At 67.0% G+C, this 16,360-nt stretch carries 14 protein-coding genes and 1 riboswitch; of the genes, 11 read left to right on the top strand and 3 right to left on the bottom strand.

The features are described 5' to 3' along the window. Window positions 1-95 precede the first annotated feature (95 nt). Window positions 96-232: riboswitch (TPP riboswitch) on the top strand. 89 nt (window positions 233-321) lie between these two features. After that, entirely contained in the window at window positions 322-2,205 is a 1,884-nt protein-coding gene (thiC, locus tag HMPREF2914_RS20015) for a phosphomethylpyrimidine synthase ThiC (protein ID WP_003095696.1), read from the top strand. Window positions 2,206-2,263: 58 nt separating this feature from the next. Here thiC and HMPREF2914_RS20010 read toward each other — a convergent pair whose 3' ends face one another. Then, a complete protein-coding gene (locus HMPREF2914_RS20010; protein WP_003141734.1) occupies window positions 2,264-3,010 on the bottom strand; it encodes an RsiV family protein in 747 nt (248 codons plus the stop codon). A gap of 242 nt (window positions 3,011-3,252) precedes the next feature. Here HMPREF2914_RS20010 and HMPREF2914_RS20005 point away from each other — a divergent pair, with 242 nt between their 5' ends. The 9 genes from HMPREF2914_RS20005 (at window position 3,253) to HMPREF2914_RS19965 (ending at window position 12,754) form a co-directional block, all read left to right on the top strand. Next, the gene (locus HMPREF2914_RS20005) at window positions 3,253-3,870 is read left to right on the top strand and encodes an NUDIX domain-containing protein (RefSeq protein ID WP_003095694.1); all 618 of its coding nucleotides are present in this window, start codon (window positions 3,253-3,255) and stop codon (window positions 3,868-3,870) included. Next, a complete protein-coding gene (locus tag HMPREF2914_RS20000) occupies window positions 3,861-4,319 on the top strand; it encodes a DUF1249 domain-containing protein (RefSeq protein ID WP_023092689.1) in 459 nt (152 codons plus the stop codon). The genes HMPREF2914_RS20005 and HMPREF2914_RS20000 overlap by 10 nt, the downstream gene beginning before the upstream one ends. Window positions 4,320-4,472: 153 nt before the next feature. Continuing rightward, entirely contained in the window at window positions 4,473-5,291 is an 819-nt protein-coding gene (gene cpdA, locus HMPREF2914_RS19995) for a 3',5'-cyclic-AMP phosphodiesterase (RefSeq protein WP_003110316.1), read from the top strand. A gap of 132 nt (window positions 5,292-5,423) precedes the next feature. Beyond that, window positions 5,424-6,044, top strand: coding sequence for a YqiA/YcfP family alpha/beta fold hydrolase (locus HMPREF2914_RS19990; protein ID WP_003110317.1), 621 nt, complete (start codon window positions 5,424-5,426; stop codon window positions 6,042-6,044). A gap of 11 nt (window positions 6,045-6,055) precedes the next feature. Continuing rightward, the gene (parE, locus tag HMPREF2914_RS19985) at window positions 6,056-7,945 is read left to right on the top strand and encodes a DNA topoisomerase IV subunit B (RefSeq protein WP_003095690.1); all 1,890 of its coding nucleotides are present in this window, start codon (window positions 6,056-6,058) and stop codon (window positions 7,943-7,945) included. Continuing rightward, window positions 7,945-8,958 carry an esterase-like activity of phytase family protein gene (locus HMPREF2914_RS19980; RefSeq protein WP_003095689.1) on the top strand — a complete coding sequence of 338 codons (1,014 nt, stop codon included), beginning with the start codon at window positions 7,945-7,947 and terminating at the stop codon, window positions 8,956-8,958. Before parE ends, HMPREF2914_RS19980 begins: the two co-directional genes overlap by 1 nt. Further along, complete coding sequence (locus HMPREF2914_RS19975) at window positions 8,955-9,479, top strand: retropepsin-like aspartic protease family protein (protein WP_023980382.1); 525 nt, start codon at window positions 8,955-8,957, stop codon at window positions 9,477-9,479. The genes HMPREF2914_RS19980 and HMPREF2914_RS19975 overlap by 4 nt, the downstream gene beginning before the upstream one ends. Before the next feature lie 7 nt (window positions 9,480-9,486). Next, window positions 9,487-11,751 (top strand): DNA topoisomerase IV subunit A, encoded by a 2,265-nt coding sequence (parC, locus tag HMPREF2914_RS19970; RefSeq protein WP_003095687.1) that lies wholly within the window; start codon window positions 9,487-9,489, stop codon window positions 11,749-11,751. A gap of 292 nt (window positions 11,752-12,043) precedes the next feature. Continuing rightward, entirely contained in the window at window positions 12,044-12,754 is a 711-nt protein-coding gene (locus HMPREF2914_RS19965; protein WP_003110318.1) for a PqiC family protein, read from the top strand. Window positions 12,755-12,811: 57 nt separating this feature from the next. On the opposite strand, the gene HMPREF2914_RS19960 is transcribed toward HMPREF2914_RS19965, so the two are convergent. Together HMPREF2914_RS19960 and HMPREF2914_RS19955 are read right to left on the bottom strand one after the other, a co-directional pair. Then, window positions 12,812-13,348, bottom strand: coding sequence for a metal-dependent hydrolase (locus HMPREF2914_RS19960; protein ID WP_003095684.1), 537 nt, complete (start codon window positions 13,346-13,348; stop codon window positions 12,812-12,814). Then, the gene (locus tag HMPREF2914_RS19955; RefSeq protein WP_003095683.1) at window positions 13,345-14,883 is read right to left on the bottom strand and encodes a YtjB family periplasmic protein; all 1,539 of its coding nucleotides are present in this window, start codon (window positions 14,881-14,883) and stop codon (window positions 13,345-13,347) included. Before HMPREF2914_RS19955 ends, HMPREF2914_RS19960 begins: the two co-directional genes overlap by 4 nt. 220 nt (window positions 14,884-15,103) lie before the next feature. Between HMPREF2914_RS19955 and serB the strand changes: the two genes are divergently transcribed. After that, window positions 15,104-16,318, top strand: coding sequence for a phosphoserine phosphatase SerB (gene serB, locus HMPREF2914_RS19950; protein WP_003095681.1), 1,215 nt, complete (start codon window positions 15,104-15,106; stop codon window positions 16,316-16,318). The last annotated feature ends 42 nt before the right edge of the window (window positions 16,319-16,360 follow it).

Genomic DNA, 16,360 nt, shown 5'->3' with positions numbered 1-16,360 from the left:
TTCCCTGGCGAGAGGGCGCCGGACTGGACCATGACTGCCGGTCGGGCGGGGCGTTTTCCCGTTGGCGAATCCCGCCGGTGTTGATTAGACTGCCGGGGTTCTTGTCGGGGTGCCCTATACGAGGGGCTGAGATCGGATAGTTCCGGATCCCGTTGAACCTGATCGGGCTAGCGTCCGGTTCCGCCTCGCGCGGACCGCAGCAACCCGCGTAGGGAACAAGATGTCCGCGCCATGCCTGCCTTGCCGGCGCGTCCTTCTCGCCACCAGTCCCGGTGGCCCCGCGTGCCAGGTTCTCCCGACAATCACCCAGGAGAGCCATCGATGAGCGCAACGCAGAAGAACAACATCACCCGCCTTGAGCAGCTCGACCGCCAGTCGACGCAGCCTTTCCCGAACTCGCGCAAGGTCTACCTGACCGGCTCGCGCCCGGACATCCGCGTCCCGGTGCGGGAAATCTCCCTCGCCGACACCCCCACCGCCTTCGGCGGCGAAAAGAACCCGCCGGTGTTCGTCTACGACACCTCCGGCCCGTATACCGACCCCGAGGTCCGCATCGATCTGCGCAAGGGCCTGCCTGACGTGCGTTCGCGCTGGATCGACGAGCGCGGCGACACCGAGATCCTCCCAGGCCTGACCTCCGAGTTCGGCCAGGCCCGCCTGGCCGACGCCAGCCTCGACGCCCTGCGCTTCGCCCACGTGCGCACGCCGCGCCGGGCCAAGCCGGGCGCCAACGTCTCGCAGATGCACTACGCGAAGAAAGGCATCATCACCCCGGAGATGGAATACATCGCCATCCGCGAGAACATGAAGCTGCAGGAAGCCCGGGCCGCCGGCCTGCTCGACCAGCAGCACCCGGGGCACAGCTTCGGCGCCAACATCCCGAAGGAAATCACCCCCGAGTTCGTCCGCGAGGAAGTCGCCCGCGGCCGCGCGATCATTCCGGCGAACATCAACCACACCGAGCTTGAGCCGATGATCATCGGCCGCAACTTCCTGGTGAAGATCAACGGCAACATCGGCAACAGCGCGCTGGGCTCCTCGATCGAGGAAGAGGTGGAGAAGCTCACCTGGGGCATCCGCTGGGGCGCCGACACGGTGATGGACCTGTCCACCGGCAAGCACATCCATGAAACCCGCGAGTGGATCCTGCGCAACAGCCCGGTACCGATCGGCACCGTACCGATCTACCAGGCGCTGGAGAAGGTCAACGGCGTCGCCGAGGACCTGACCTGGGAAATCTTCCGCGACACCCTGATCGAACAGGCCGAGCAGGGCGTCGACTACTTCACCATCCACGCCGGCGTGCTGCTGCGCTATGTGCCGCTGACCGCCAAGCGGGTCACCGGCATCGTTTCCCGCGGCGGCTCGATCATGGCCAAGTGGTGCCTGGCGCACCACCAGGAGAACTTCCTCTACACGCATTTCGAAGAGATCTGCGAAATCATGAAGGCCTATGACGTCAGCTTCTCGCTGGGCGATGGCCTGCGTCCGGGCTCGGTGGCCGACGCCAACGACGCCGCCCAGTTCGGCGAGCTGGAAACCCTCGGCGAGCTGACCAAGATCGCCTGGAAGCACGACGTGCAGGTGATGATCGAAGGCCCCGGCCACGTGCCGATGCAATTGATCAAGGAAAACATGGACAAGCAGCTGGAGTGCTGCGACGAGGCGCCGTTCTATACCCTCGGCCCGCTGACCACCGACATCGCCCCCGGCTACGACCACATCACCTCCGGCATCGGCGCGGCGATGATCGGCTGGTTCGGCTGCGCCATGCTCTGCTACGTCACGCCCAAGGAGCACCTGGGTCTGCCGAACAAGGATGACGTGAAGACCGGGATCATCACCTACAAGATCGCCGCCCATGCCGCCGACCTCGCCAAGGGCCACCCGGGCGCGCAGATCCGCGACAACGCGCTGTCCAAGGCGCGCTTCGAGTTCCGTTGGGAGGATCAGTTCAACCTCGGCCTGGACCCGGACACCGCGCGGGCGTTCCATGACGAGACCCTGCCGAAGGACTCGGCCAAGGTCGCGCACTTCTGCTCCATGTGCGGACCGAAGTTCTGCTCGATGAAGATCACCCAGGAGGTTCGCGACTACGCCAAGGAAAACGGCCTGTCCGACGAGAGCAAGGCCATCGAGGCCGGCTTCCAGGAGCAGGCGGCGCGCTTCAAGGACGAAGGATCGGTGATCTACAGGCAGGTGTAGGCCGCGCCGCACCACCGGGCCCCTCGCCGCGGCGAGGGGCTTCGGGGTGTCGGAAGCGTCAGCCGCGGCCGGGGAACAGGTTCGGCTTGACGATGCCGTTCAGGCGCGGATACGGGATCTTCAGTTCGGGGTGGGCATAGGAATACGGCGCGATGGAGTAGGCGTCGTACTTCAGCGTCACCGCGCCGAAGGTCAATGCCACGTGCGGGGTGCGCTGGAACGGCCAGGTCTTCTGGAAATCGGCGTCCTGGTCGAGCTTGTTGGCCAGCAGCCAGGCCTTGTGCGCCAGCTCGGCCTGTTTCCAGAAGGCTTCTTCCTGGCCGGGAACCAGCATGTCCTGCAGGCTCAGCACCTTGTGCTGCCTGCGGTCGTAGTTGATGAAGCCGCGACCGGGCATGCCGTGGGCGCCGCCGGTGAACAGGTAGCTGGAAAGCTCGATGATCACCAGACCGTCATGTTGTTCGCGCACCTTGGCTTGCAGGTAGCTGCTCCAGCCCGGCTCGGCGCTGTCCAGGAACTGCCGCTCGTAGGCCGCCAGCGATGCCGGCAGGGGCGTTTCGTTGTTTTCCCGGGTCATTTCCAGCAGGGCGCGCTCGACGATCGGGTCCAGCTGCGGTTCGTCGGGGAACTTCAGGGTGTCGATGTTTACCAAGGGGCACTGTTCGCCCTGGCAGCCGGGCTTCAGGTGCTCGCTGGCGAGGCGCTCGGTGGGCAGCGGGTCGTCGAGGCCGGGCTTGAAGAAGCTCTGGCAGGCGCTCAGCAGAACGACCAGGCTGCCGAGGGCGGCGAATTTCAGAAGGCGCATGGGATTCCTTTTGCGACGGTGGATGGGCGGGCTCGAAGCGTCGACCAGTCCGTTTCGACCCTGGCGCCGCGCTTGAGTTCGGCCCGCGCAAACCCCAAGTATGGCTTAGCCGTGGCCGGGAAACACGCCCGCGCGGCGAGCGCCACGAAGTTTTCCCGAGCCGTCCTGAAAGTGGCTGCGCCCTGCGCCGGGCCGCGATAGGATGGCGCGAAACCCACATACCCGAGTGAAGTGAGTCGAGGATGTCCGAAACCTTCAAACCCGCCCCCGGTGACGTCGAGCTCGTGCAGCGCGAGGAATGCTTCCGCGGCTTCTATCGTCTCGATCGCCTGCGCCTGCGGCATCGCCAGTTCGACGGCAGCATGGGCCGGGAAATCAGTCGGGAACTGTTCGTCCGCCATGACGCGGTCTGCGTGCTGCCCTACGACCCGCAGCGCGATTGCGTGGTGCTCATCGAGCAATTCCGTGTCGGGGCGATGCAGAAGCTCGCCAACCCCTGGCTGCTGGAGCTGGTCGCCGGCCTGATCGACAAGGACGAGCAACCGGAGGAAGTGGCCCATCGCGAGGCGATGGAGGAGGCCGGGCTGACCCTCGGTGCGCTCTGGCCGATAACCCAGTACCTGCCGTCGCCGGGCGGCACCGACGAGGTGGTGCATCTGTTCGTCGGCCGTTGCGACAGCGAAGGCGTCGGCGGCGTGCATGGCTTGCCGGAGGAGGGCGAGGACATCCGCGTCCACGTCTGGCCGTTGGAAGATGCGCTGCAGGCCGTGCGCGACGGGCGGATCAACAACGCGGCGAGCATCATCGCCCTGCAGTGGCTGGCCCTGAACCGGGCCGAGGTGCGTGGGCTATGGGCCTGAACCTGCTGCGCGAGCGCTACCGGGTCGACCTGGCCAGCCTGCAGGCGACCTGCGAAGCGAACTACGCGCGGCTCATGCGCCTGCTCCCGGACATGCGCGAGACGCAGGCCTCGCGCCGGGTCGCGCTGAGCGAAGGGGAGCGGCTGCTCGGCGTCCTGGCGCTGGAAGTGACCGAGGCCTGCCCGTACACCACCACCCTGCAGGTGCGCCAGGAACTGGGCCTGCCCTGGTTGCCGGCGCCGCGGCTGGAAGTGCGGGTCTACCACGATGCACGGATGGCCGAGGTGATCGGCGCCGAACAGGCGCGGCGGCTGATGGCGATCTATCCCTACCCGAACCAGGCGATGCACCAGCCCGACGAGAAGAACCAGCTCAACCTGTTCCTCGGCGAGTGGCTCGCCCACTGCCTGGCCTGCGGCCACGAGATGGTGCCGGTGGCCCAGCGCTGAGCGGTTGCAGGCAAAAGGCCAGTTGAATGGCATCAAGCCAAAAGTAGTCCTCGCAACTGTGATCTGTTCCGCTTTCCGGGTTTGCCGCCACTTTCGTCGGTCACCATAATCACCCCATTCACCGCGGACGCCTCGCCTTCAGGAGACGGCCCCTTGTCACGCCATTCGAACACTCCCGCCACCGACGCCTCCGTACTGCTGGTGCAGCTTTCGGACAGCCACCTGTTCGCCGAGGACGGCGCGCGCCTGCTCGGCATGGACACCGCCCATAGCCTGGAAAAGGTGGTCGAGCGGGTCGCCCGGGAGCAACCGCGGATCGACCTGATCCTCGCCACCGGCGACGTCTCCCAGGACGGCAGCCTGGATTCCTACACACGCTTCCGCAGGTTGAGCGCGCCGCTGGCCGCGCCGTTGCGCTGGTTCGCCGGTAACCACGACGAACGCGAGCCGATGCAGCGGGCGACCGAGGGCAGCGACCTGCTGGAGCAGGTCGTCGACGTCGGCAACTGGCGCGTGGTGTTGCTCGACTCGAGCATTCCCGGCGCGGTGCCGGGCTATCTCGAGGACGACCAGCTCGACCTGCTGCGGCGCGCCATCGACAGCGCTGGCGAACGCTTCCTGCTGGTTTCCTTCCATCACCACCCGGTGCCGATCGGCAGCGACTGGATGGACCCCATCGGCCTGCGCAACCCGCAGGCGCTGTTCGACCTGCTGGCACCCTATCCGCAGGTGCGCTGCCTGCTGTGGGGGCACATTCACCAGGAGTTCGACCGCCAGCGCGGCCCGCTGCGCCTGCTGGCTTCGCCGTCCACCTGCGTGCAGTTCGCCCCCGGCAGCAGCGACTTCACCCTCGACCGCCTGGCGCCGGGCTACCGCTGGTTGCGCCTGCACGACGACGGGCGCCTGGAAACGGGGATCTCGCGGGTCGATGACGTCGTCTTCGAAGTGGACTACGACACCGCCGGATACTGACATGCCCCCCGGTCGCGGGATGCCGCGGCCGCGTGCGTCGTTGCCGATCGGCGCGCAGGCTGGAAGATGAAGCCTGGAAGCTGGTACCGTTCGGCTTTCCCTACCGAGTTGAAGCCCATTAGCCCGTTCCCGATGACTGCGACCAGCCCATCCCTGCTGTATATCCACGGCTTCAACAGTTCGCCCGAATCGCACAAGGCGCGCCAGCTGCAGGCGGCTTTCGGCCACTTGGGCCTGGCCGAAGGCCTGCGCGTCCCGGCCCTGCACCATCACCCACGGCAGGCCATCGCCCAGTTGGAGCGGGCCATCGCCGAGCTCGGGCGACCGGTGCTGGTCGGCAGCTCCCTGGGTGGCTACTATGCGACCCATTTGGCGGAGCGCCATGGCCTGGCGGCGATCCTGGTCAATCCGGCGGTCGCCCCGCATCGCTCCTTCGACGGCTACCTGGGCGCGCAGACCAACCACTACAGCGGCGAGACCTGGGAACTCACCGAGGACCACGTGGCGGCGCTGGCCGAACTGGAAGTCACGCGCCTGCAACGTCCCGAACGCTACCAGGTATGGCTGCAGACCGCCGACGAAACCCTCGACTATCGCGCCGCGCAGGCCTTCTACCGAGCCTGCGCGCTACGCATCCAGGCCGGCGGCGACCACGGCTTCCAGGGCTTCGCCCGGCACCTGCCGGCGCTGCTGGCGTTCGCCGGCTACCCGTCGGCGCTGTGGCGCGACACCGATTTTTCGACTTTTGACTGAATAGAGACCCCATGGCTACTTACAACGCAGACGCCATCGAAGTCCTTTCCGGCCTCGACCCGGTGCGCAAGCGCCCGGGGATGTACACCGACACCACCCGCCCCAACCACCTGGCCCAGGAAGTCATCGACAACAGCGTCGACGAAGCCCTGGCCGGCCACGCGAAGAGCGTGCAGGTGATCCTGCACCAGGACAACTCGCTGGAAGTCATCGACGACGGCCGCGGCATGCCGGTGGACATCCACCCGGAAGAGGGCGTGCCGGGCGTCGAGCTGATCCTTACCAAGCTGCATGCCGGCGGCAAGTTCTCGAACAAGAACTACCAGTTCTCCGGCGGCTTGCACGGGGTCGGCATCTCGGTGGTGAACGCGCTCTCGACCCGGGTCGAGGTACGCGTCAAGCGCGACGCCAACGAGTACCGGATGACCTTCGCCGACGGCTTCAAGGACAGCGATCTGGAAGTCATCGGCACGGTCGGCAAGCGCAATACCGGTACCAGCGTGCATTTCTGGCCGGATCCGAAGTATTTCGATTCGGCGAAGTTCTCGGTCAGCCGCCTCAAGCATGTGCTCAAGGCCAAGGCGGTGCTGTGCCCGGGCCTGAGCGTGGTGTTCGAGGACAAGAACACCGGCGAGCGCGTCGAGTGGCACTTCGAGGACGGCCTGCGCTCCTACCTGACCGACGCGGTCGCCGAGCTGCCGCGCCTGCCCGATGAACCCTTCTGCGGCAACCTCGAAGGTTCCAAGGAAGCGGTGAGCTGGGCCCTGCTGTGGCTGCCCGAGGGCGGTGAGTCGGTGCAGGAAAGCTACGTCAACCTGATTCCCACGGCCCAGGGCGGCACCCATGTGAACGGCCTGCGCCAGGGCCTGCTCGACGCCATGCGCGAATTCTGCGAGTTCCGCAACCTGTTGCCGCGCGGCGTCAAGCTGGCGCCCGAGGACGTCTGGGAGCGGATCGCCTTCGTCCTCTCGATGAAGATGCAGGAGCCGCAGTTCTCCGGGCAGACCAAGGAGCGCCTGTCGTCCCGCGAGGCGGCGGCGTTCGTCTCGGGCGTGGTGAAGGACGCCTTCAGCCTGTGGCTCAACGAGCACGCCGAGATCGGCCTGCAGTTGGCGGAACTGGCGATCAGCAATGCCGGGCGTCGCCTCAAGGCGGGCAAGAAGGTCGAGCGCAAGAAGATCACCCAGGGGCCGGCGCTGCCCGGCAAACTGGCCGACTGCGCCGGACAGGAACCGATGCGCGCGGAACTGTTCCTGGTCGAGGGCGACTCCGCCGGCGGCTCGGCGAAGCAGGCGCGGGACAAGGAATTCCAGGCGATCATGCCGCTGCGCGGAAAGATCCTGAACACCTGGGAAGTGGACGGCGGCGAGGTGCTCGCCAGCCAGGAGGTCCACGACATCGCGGTAGCCATCGGCGTCGATCCGGGCGCCAGCGACCTGGCTCAGCTGCGCTACGGCAAGATCTGTATCCTCGCGGATGCCGACTCCGACGGCCTGCACATCGCCACGCTGCTCTGCGCGCTGTTCGTCCGTCATTTCCGCCCGCTGGTGGAAGCCGGCCACGTCTACGTGGCGATGCCGCCGCTGTACCGCATCGACCTCGGCAAGGAAATCTACTACGCCCTCGACGAAGCCGAGCGCGACGGCATCCTCGAGCGCCTGGCCGCCGAGAAGAAGCGCGGCAAGCCGCAGGTCACCCGCTTCAAGGGCCTTGGCGAAATGAATCCGCTGCAACTGCGCGAGACCACCATGGATCCGAATACCCGACGGCTGGTCCAGCTCACCCTGGAGGACGCCACCGGTACCCTGGAGATCATGGACATGCTGCTGGCCAAGAAGCGCGCCGGTGACCGCAAGTCCTGGCTGGAAAGCAAGGGCAACCTGGCCGAGGTGCTGGTCTGATGCGCCGCCTGCTGGCCATCCTCGGCCTGTTCGGGGGCCTGGTCCAGGCGGCCGAGGCGCCGCCAGAGCCACCGGTTCCGGCAGCCTTGAGCTTCATCTCCGAACATGCGGTGGAGGGCATGCGCGGCGGCAACCTCTCCGGGCTGGCCTGGTGTGGCGGCGCGCTGTGGACGGTTTCCGACCGCGACGACGACCGCCTGTATCGCCTGCAACCCTCGGCCGAAGGCTCCGACCAGCCCTGGCAGGCCGAGGCCGAGAGTTTCATCGCTCCGACCCCGCCGGACAGCGGGTTGCCCTGGGGCATGAGCACGCGGGTCTGGCTCAGTGGCCTGGTGCGCGGCGGCAACCTCGACTTCGAAGGCATCGCCTGCGATGCCGCCGGCAATCGCTACCTGGTCAGCGAGGCGCACGCGGCGGTCCTGCAACTGCCGGTGAGCGGCGCGCCGAACTGGCTGCGCCTGCCGCCCGGCCTGCTGCCGCAAGCGCGGGCCAGCGGCATGCTGATGAATTTCAACGCGCTGTTCGAAGGGATCGCCGTCGACCCCGAGGGCAAGCGCCTCTGGCTGGCTGCCGAGCGCGAGCGCCGCGGCCTGCTGGTGGCCCACCGCGACAACAGTGCCTGGCGCTGCGAGGGCAGCTGCGTACTGCTCGCCGAGGGCGGCAAGATCGAGCCGCCGCCGGAACTGGGCAGCGCGCGCAAGCTGCCGAAGGATTTCTCCGACCTCGCCTTCTACCGCGGCAAGCTGTTCACCCTGGAGCGCCTGGCGCATCAGATCTGCCGCCGCGACCTGGCCCAGGCCAAGGTCGAACGCTGCTGGTCGTTCGCCTCGGCGGTCCTGGCGCCGGAGCGTCGCTACGAGCTGCCTTATGGCGTCGCGGAAGCCCTGTCGCTGGACGACAAGGGCGCCTGGCTGGGCATCGACAATGGCGACCATGCGCGCGCCGATGGCGACGTGCGGCCCTTCGTCCTGCGCTTCGCCGCGCCCGCCGGCGGCTGGTTGGGGGACAAGTGACGCAACAGGCGCCCGGTCAGCGGCTGGGACGGATCATGCTGGTGCTGGCCTGGGTCGCCGGGCTGGCGCTGGCGACGCGCTATTTCGGCGTCTGGGAAGATCGACAGCGCAACCCGAACCAGGCGCCGCAATCGATCCATGGCGACGGCTACATCGAGTTGCGCCTGGCCAGCAGCCGCCAGGGCCATTACCTGCTGAACGGGCAGATCAACGGCCAGGGCGTGACCTTCCTGCTCGATACCGGGGCGACCCAGGTGGCGGTGCCGGAAGCCCTGGCGGCAAGACTCGCGCTGGAGCGCGGCGCGCCGATCACCCTGAGCACGGCCAACGGCCGCGCCACGGGCTGGCGCACGCGGCTGGACCAGCTGCAACTCGGCGATATCCGCCTGTCCGGGGTCGCGGCGCTGATTGCGCCGGGCATGGACGGCGATGAGGTGCTACTCGGCATGAGCGCCCTGAAACAACTCGAATTCACCCAGCGCGACGGCACCCTGGTGCTGCGCCAAAACACTTCTCCGTGAGGTACGCATGAGCGAATCCCTCGATCTGAGCCTGGAAGGGGTCGAACGCCGGTCGTTGGCCGAGTTCACCGAGCAGGCCTATCTGAATTATTCCATGTACGTGATCATGGACCGCGCCCTGCCGCATATCGGCGACGGCCTGAAACCGGTGCAGCGACGCATCGTCTACGCCATGAGCGAACTGGGGCTGGATGCCGATTCCAAGCACAAGAAGTCGGCGCGCACCGTCGGCGACGTGCTCGGCAAGTTCCACCCGCACGGCGACTCGGCCTGCTACGAGGCCATGGTGCTGATGGCGCAGCCGTTCTCCTATCGCTATCCGCTGGTGGACGGCCAGGGCAACTGGGGGGCGCCGGACGATCCCAAGTCCTTCGCCGCCATGCGTTATACCGAGGCGCGCCTGTCGCGCTATTCCGAGGTGCTGCTCAGCGAACTGGGCCAGGGTACCGTGGACTGGGTACCGAACTTCGACGGCACCCTCGACGAGCCGGCCGTGCTGCCGGCCCGCCTGCCCAACCTGCTGCTCAACGGCACCACCGGCATCGCGGTGGGCATGGCCACCGACGTGCCGCCGCACAACCTGCGGGAAGTCGCGTCGGCCTGCGTGCGCCTGCTCGACCAGCCGGGCGCGACGGTCGCCGAATTGTGCGAACACGTGCCGGGCCCGGACTTCCCCACCGAAGCCGAGATCATCACCCCGCGCGCCGACCTGCAGAAGGTCTACGAGACTGGCCGCGGTTCGGTGCGCATGCGCGCGGTGTACCGCGTCGAGGACGGCGACATCGTCATCCACGCCCTGCCGCACCAGGTGTCCGGTTCCAAGGTGCTGGAACAGATCGCCGGGCAGATGCAGGCCAAGAAGCTGCCGATGGTGGCCGACCTGCGCGACGAGTCGGACCACGAGAACCCGACCCGCATCGTCATCATCCCGCGTTCGAACCGGGTCGATGTCGAAGAGCTGATGACCCATCTGTTCGCCACCACCGACCTGGAGACCAGCTACCGGGTCAACCTGAACATCATCGGCCTCGACGGCAAGCCGCAGGTCAAGGACCTGCGCCAGTTGCTCTCGGAGTGGCTGCAGTTCCGCATCGGCACCGTGCGTCGACGCCTGCAGTTCCGCCTGGACAAGGTCGAGCGCCGCCTGCATCTGCTGGATGGCTTGCTGATCGCCTTCCTCAACCTCGACGAGGTGATCCACATCATCCGCACCGAGGATCAGCCCAAGGCGGTGCTGATGGAGCGCTTCGAACTCAGCGAGGTGCAGGCCGACTACATCCTCGACACCCGCCTGCGCCAGTTGGCACGCCTGGAAGAGATGAAGATCCGCGGCGAGCAGGAAGAGTTGCTGAAGGAGCAGAAGCGCCTGCAGACCCTGCTCGGCAGCGAGGCCAAGCTGAAGAAGCTGGTGCGCGAGGAGCTGATCAAGGACGCCGAGACCTACGGCGACGACCGCCGTTCGCCGATCGTCGCCCGCGCCGAGGCCCGCGCGCTGTCGGAAACCGAGCTGATGCCCACCGAACCGGTGACCGTGGTGCTCTCGGAAAAAGGCTGGGTGCGTTGCGCCAAGGGCCACGACATCGACGCCGCCGGCCTCTCCTACAAGGCCGGCGACGGCTTCAAGGCCGCCGCGCCGGGACGCTCGAACCAGTATGCGGTGTTCATCGACTCCACCGGGCGCAGCTACTCGCTGCCGGCCCACAGCCTGCCGTCCGCGCGAGGCCAGGGCGAGCCACTCAGCGGCCGGCTGACGCCGCCGCCGGGGGCCAGCTTCGAATGCGTGCTGCTGCCGGACGACGATGCGCTGTTCGTGATCGCTTCCGACGCCGGCTATGGTTTCGTGGTCAAGGGCGAGGACCTGCAAGCCAAGAACAAGGCCGGCAAGGCCCTGCTCAGCCTGCCCAACGGCTCCGCCGTGGTGGCGCCGCGCCCGGTGCGCGATGTGGAGCAGGATTGGCTGGCGGCCGTGACGACCGAGGGCCGTCTGCTATTGTTCAAGGTCTCCGACCTGCCGCAGCTCGGCAAGGGCAAGGGCAACAAGATCATCGGCATCCCCGGCGAACGCGTGGCCAGCCGCGAGGAGTACCTCACCGACCTGGCTGTTCTGCCAGCCGGGGCGACGTTGGTCCTGCAGGCTGGAAAGCGTACCCTGTCGCTCAAGGGCGACGACCTGGAACACTACAAGGGGGAGCGGGGCCGGCGAGGCAACAAGCTGCCGCGCGGTTTCCAGCGCGTCGACAGCCTGCTGGTGGATATTCCGCCACAGGATTGAAATGAGCCGTTACCGGTCTCCGATCTCTCGCATATCCGCAAGGGAATGGCGAAAGCGGCCTCTTCCGAGGCCGGCTTTCCGGGGGAATGTCGTCTCCCTGGCGGGTTCCGCCGGGTTTTCCCCTGACGCAGGTGGTCCGAAACCGGTTTCGGAATACGCTCTGCCTCTGGAGCTATGGCGCTGGTTAGGGGATGATACGCCCCTTCGGCCGCCGTTTCCGATGGCGGGTGGCCAGTAGAATTCAAGTCTTGCATCAGTAGTGCCGATCTTCGGCGAAATACGGTGGTTCTCGATGAGCGCGTGGCGCGTCTTCGCATGTCTTTCCCTCGTCAGCCTGCTCGGGCTGACGGGTTGTGCGGTCCATCCGCCGGCCCAGCTCTACCAGTTGGACGTCGGTGCTGCCGCAGTACCGAAAAAGGATGGCGGTGCGGCCGTCCTGCTCGGCCCGGTACAACTGGCCGACTATCTCAAGCGCGATGTGATGGTGCAGCGGCAGGCCGACGGTATTCTCAGCCTGTCCACCGACGCACGCTGGGCCGGCAACCTGGAGACCAATGTCAGCCAGCAACTGCTGCGGCAGATGTCCAGCGAGCTGGGCAGCAGCCGCCTGGCGCTGTTCCCGGAAAAACCCGGCTTCACCCCCCAGGTCCAGGTGATGCTGACCATCAGTCGCCTCGACTCCGGCCCCAAGCAGCCGGCGGTGATCGAGGCGCGCTGGCGCCTGCTGGACCAGAAGGGCGACCTGAAGGACAGCCGGGTGTTCCACGAGGAAGAACGGCACCAGGGCAGCATCGGCGACCAGATCCGTGCCCAGAGCGACCTGCTCAAGCGCCTGGCGGCGCAGTTGGCCAAGGACGTCAAGCCGATCGCCGTGGCGGCCGAGGCGCCGCCGCCGGCGACCGCGCGCAAGCCGGTGGCCAAGCCGAAGGCCAAGGAAGAGGAAGGTCCGAAAATGCCGCTGGTGGTGCCGATTCGCACCGATGCCGAGGTCTATCGGTTCTGATTGTCGAGAGCCGACCAGGAACAAGCCCCGCCGAAGCGGGGCTTTTTCGTTTCGGCGTCAGCGTGAGCGGCGCAACAGGAAGCGCAGGGCCATGCCGGCGAGCGCCAGCAGCAGGCAGGGTAGCCAGACCCAGCGCGCCTCCGACTGCAGCACCAGCAATCCGCGTTCGCTGAGGAAGCGCGACAGACCGATCGGCGACACGGCGATCGGATGGAAGGGCATGAAGTAGCGGGCGTCGCTCCAGGGCCAGAACCAGGCGACGCCCAGCCCGCCATTGGTCATCGCGTCCAGCAGGCTGTGCGAGGCGGTGGCCAGCGCCACCCACAGCCCGGCTTTCAGCGGTCCGCTATGCAGCGGCCGGCAGGCGAGGGCGGCGAGCGCGCCGAGGATCGCGGCGAACAATAGCGAATGGCTGAAGCCGCGATGGCCGAAGGCATCGTGATAGGCGATGCCGAGCTTGAAGGCGACTACGTCGAAGTCCGGCAGGCAGGCGGCGAGCATGCCTGCCAGCAGCAGGCGTGGCGGGATCACCCGGCTGCCAAGGGCCAGTCCCACCGCCAGGACCGGCAGCGGGTGGGTGATCAGGGTGGTCACGGGCGGGCGCGGTCGTGCATGCGCGCCAGTTGGCGCTCGAGCATCGACGGATACGGCTCCAGCAGACGCTCGACGCAGCAGGCTCCTTCCGGACTGGCGATGGCGCGGATACGGGCGCGCTCGCGGACCACCGCGTCGTCGGCGATGCTGCGTTCGACCAGCAGCAGGTTGCGGCTGTGCTGGTTGAGGGCGAGGGCGTTCTGCACGGTTTCGTTGAGCAGCAGGTCGGCCTGGGTCTGTTCGCTGAGGTCTTCGCCGAGGCTCAGGCCCAGTTGCAACTGCAAGGTGATGCCGCTGTCGGCGACCTCGATCTGCAGGGCATGGCCGAGCGCGCGCATCAGTTCACCGCAGCAGAGCGCGTTGGTCAGGTAGTCGGCGCGGTTGTCGCGGCTGTGGAAGAGAATCAGGCTGCCGCCGTCGCTGAGCGTGTGCAGGCTGCCCTTGTACTGGCGGGCGGCCTGTTCCAGGCAGTCGCGATAGCGTTGCAGGAGGTCCACCAGGCGGCTGCGCGGCAACCGGCGCAACTGTTCCTGGGCGCCGAGCTGGATCGCCAGCACCGCACTGTGTTGCGGTTCGCGCGCAGCGGCGGGCGCCGCGGGCTGGTCCCCGGCTTCGGCTCCGTTCTCGTCGAAGGCGTCCTGGTCCAGCGGGTCTTCGTCGATGGAGGTGAATTCCACCGGCTTGGTCTCGTCCAGCAGGGCGTCGCCCAGCGGAATGTCGTCTTCCTCGAAGGCCGAGGCCTCGACCTTGCGGCTGCGCAGGTCGGCTTCGTCGTCCTCCAGCAGGATGTCGTCGAAGTTCTGCGGCAGCGGTGCTTCTTCCGGCTCCGGCGCCGGCGGCTTCTCCGGCACCAGGCGCTCTTCCAGGTCGCGCGCCAGGTCGCCCAGCTCGTTCTGCAGTTCGGCGCCGGGGGCCGGATTGTCCGGATCGCGCAACCAGACACGCAATTGCAACAAGGGTGTGGAAATCTGCCGCCCCAGGCGCAGGCTGAAATACAGGGCGAGGATCAGCAGGATCAGGCTGATCAGGCCCATGCTCTGCAGGCTGATCATCATCGGCTGCTGGAACTGCTGCATGTCCAGGCTGATGCGCAGGTGCCCGGCGATCACTTCCTGGAAGGTGATCGGCGTCGAGTACAGGCCTTCGGTGGCGCCGAGCAGGCTCTGCTTCGGACGGCTGCCGGCCTCGGCGAGGATGCGCTGGTCGACGCTGTAGATCGCCGCATGGGCCACCAGCGGGTTCTTCACCAGGTTGTTCAGCAGCACGTTGAGGCTGAGGATGTCGTTGGACACCAGCAACTCGGTGGCGGACGCGGCGGTCTGGGTGATCAGGCTCTGGCCCAGGGCATCGGCCTGCTGCTGCATGGCCTGGCGAAACTGCATGCCCATGACCCAGGCGTAGATCAGCAGGGCCAGGGCCACCAGGATCAGGCTATGGCTGGCGAGCCGCAGGGCGATCGGGACGCGGCGCTGGCGCAAGGCACGAAACAGCAGGAGGAAGAAATTGTCGGGCTTGACGGACGTGGGCCGGGTCACAGGGGGCTCGGTCTTCTGAAATAGAGGTATCGCGCAGTATAACCAGCGCCCCCCGAGGGGCAAAGGGCCGTTGACGCGCTTTCCAGGCCGCCGCGCGGCGGTTTCGCGGGTTTTCCCGGTCGGTTCCGACCGGTGGTGATGGCAAATGCCCGGCTCTGCGTCTCTCGGGTGTGCGGGAAAGCGGGTAGAATGGCGTCTTTTACCTGGCGGAGCTTACGCCTTGCGCGAAATTGTCCTGATCAACATCACCGGGGAAGACCGCCCCGGTCTCACCGCGGCCATCACCGGCGTACTGGCCCAGGGCGGGGTGAACATCCTCGACATCGGCCAGGCGGTGATCCACGACACCCTGTCGTTCGGCATCCTGGTGGAAATCCCGGATACCGAAGCCGGTTCCTCGGTCCTCAAGGACGTGCTGTTCACCGCCTACAAGCTGGACCAGCAGGTGCGCTTCACCCCGGTCTCGGAAGAGGACTACCGGCAATGGGTCGACGGCCAGGGCAAGGCGCGGCACATCGTGACCCTGCTCACCCGCCGGGTGACTGCCGAGCAACTGCAGAGGGTCAGCTCGATCACCGCCAAGTACGCGCTGAACATCGACCACATCGACCGTCTCTCCGGGCGCATGCCGCTGGACATGCCCGCCGACCAGGGCAAGGGCTGCATCGAGTTCTCGGTACGCGGCGAACCGGCCGATCCGGCGGCGCTGCGTGCGGAATTCCTCAGCGTCGCCCAGGAATTGAACGTCGACATCGCTTTCCAGCAGGACAGCGTGTTCCGCCGCAATCGCCGGCTGGCGGTGTTCGACATGGATTCGACGCTGATCGAGGCGGAAGTCATCGACGAACTGGCCAAGGCCGCCGGCGTCGGCGAGAAGGTCGCCGCGATCACCGAACGGGCGATGCGCGGTGAACTGGACTTCCGCGCCAGCTTCAAGGAGCGCCTGGCGCTGCTGCAGGGACTGTCGGAAGACGTACTGGAGGAGATCGGCGCCTCGCTGCGTCTGACCGAGGGTGCTGAAACCCTGTTCGCCGAACTCAAGCGCCTGGGTTACAAGACCGCCATCCTGTCCGGCGGCTTCACCTATTTCGCCCGTCAATTGCAGGCGAAGCTGGGGATCGACTACGTGTTCGCCAACGAGTTGCAGATCGTCGACGGCAAGGTCACCGGGGTGGCGGTCGAGCCGATCGTCGATGCCCAGCGCAAGGCCGACCTGCTGCGCGAACTGGCGGCGAAGGAAGGTCTGAGCCTGGAGCAGACCATCGCCGTCGGCGACGGCGCCAACGACCTGCCGATGCTCGGCCTGGCCGGCCTGGGCGTGGCGTTCCGCGCCAAGCCGCTGGTCAAGCAGTCGGCCAAGCAGGCGATCTCGACCCTGGGCCTGGACGGCATCCTCTACCTGCTCGGCTACCGCGACCGCGAAGGGCGAGCCTGAGGCCGGCGGGCGCCTCTTGCCGGCCCGGCAGCCACGAACCAG

It is taken from the genome of Pseudomonas sp. HMSC067G02 (assembly GCF_001813485.1).
In the GTDB taxonomy this organism is placed as follows: domain Bacteria; phylum Pseudomonadota; class Gammaproteobacteria; order Pseudomonadales; family Pseudomonadaceae; genus Pseudomonas; species Pseudomonas aeruginosa.
The sequence above is the reverse complement of the archived record's forward strand: the minus strand, read 5'-3'. Positions and strand labels throughout refer to the sequence as shown.

What these genes read in the sequence shown, in the direction of transcription:
- thiC (WP_003095696.1), top strand. Translation starts at nt 322, where the DNA reads ATGAGCGCAACGCAGAAGAACAACATCACCCGCCTTGAGCAGCTCGAC.
- HMPREF2914_RS20010 (WP_003141734.1), bottom strand. Translation starts at nt 3,010, where the DNA reads ATGCGCCTTCTGAAATTCGCCGCCCTCGGCAGCCTGGTCGTTCTGCTG.
- HMPREF2914_RS20005 (WP_003095694.1), top strand. Translation starts at nt 3,253, where the DNA reads ATGTCCGAAACCTTCAAACCCGCCCCCGGTGACGTCGAGCTCGTGCAG.
- HMPREF2914_RS20000 (WP_023092689.1), top strand. Translation starts at nt 3,861, where the DNA reads ATGGGCCTGAACCTGCTGCGCGAGCGCTACCGGGTCGACCTGGCCAGC.
- HMPREF2914_RS19990 (WP_003110317.1), top strand. Translation starts at nt 5,424, where the DNA reads ATGACTGCGACCAGCCCATCCCTGCTGTATATCCACGGCTTCAACAGT.
- parE (WP_003095690.1), top strand. Translation starts at nt 6,056, where the DNA reads ATGGCTACTTACAACGCAGACGCCATCGAAGTCCTTTCCGGCCTCGAC.
- HMPREF2914_RS19980 (WP_003095689.1), top strand. Translation starts at nt 7,945, where the DNA reads ATGCGCCGCCTGCTGGCCATCCTCGGCCTGTTCGGGGGCCTGGTCCAG.
- parC (WP_003095687.1), top strand. Translation starts at nt 9,487, where the DNA reads ATGAGCGAATCCCTCGATCTGAGCCTGGAAGGGGTCGAACGCCGGTCG.
- HMPREF2914_RS19965 (WP_003110318.1), top strand. Translation starts at nt 12,044, where the DNA reads ATGAGCGCGTGGCGCGTCTTCGCATGTCTTTCCCTCGTCAGCCTGCTC.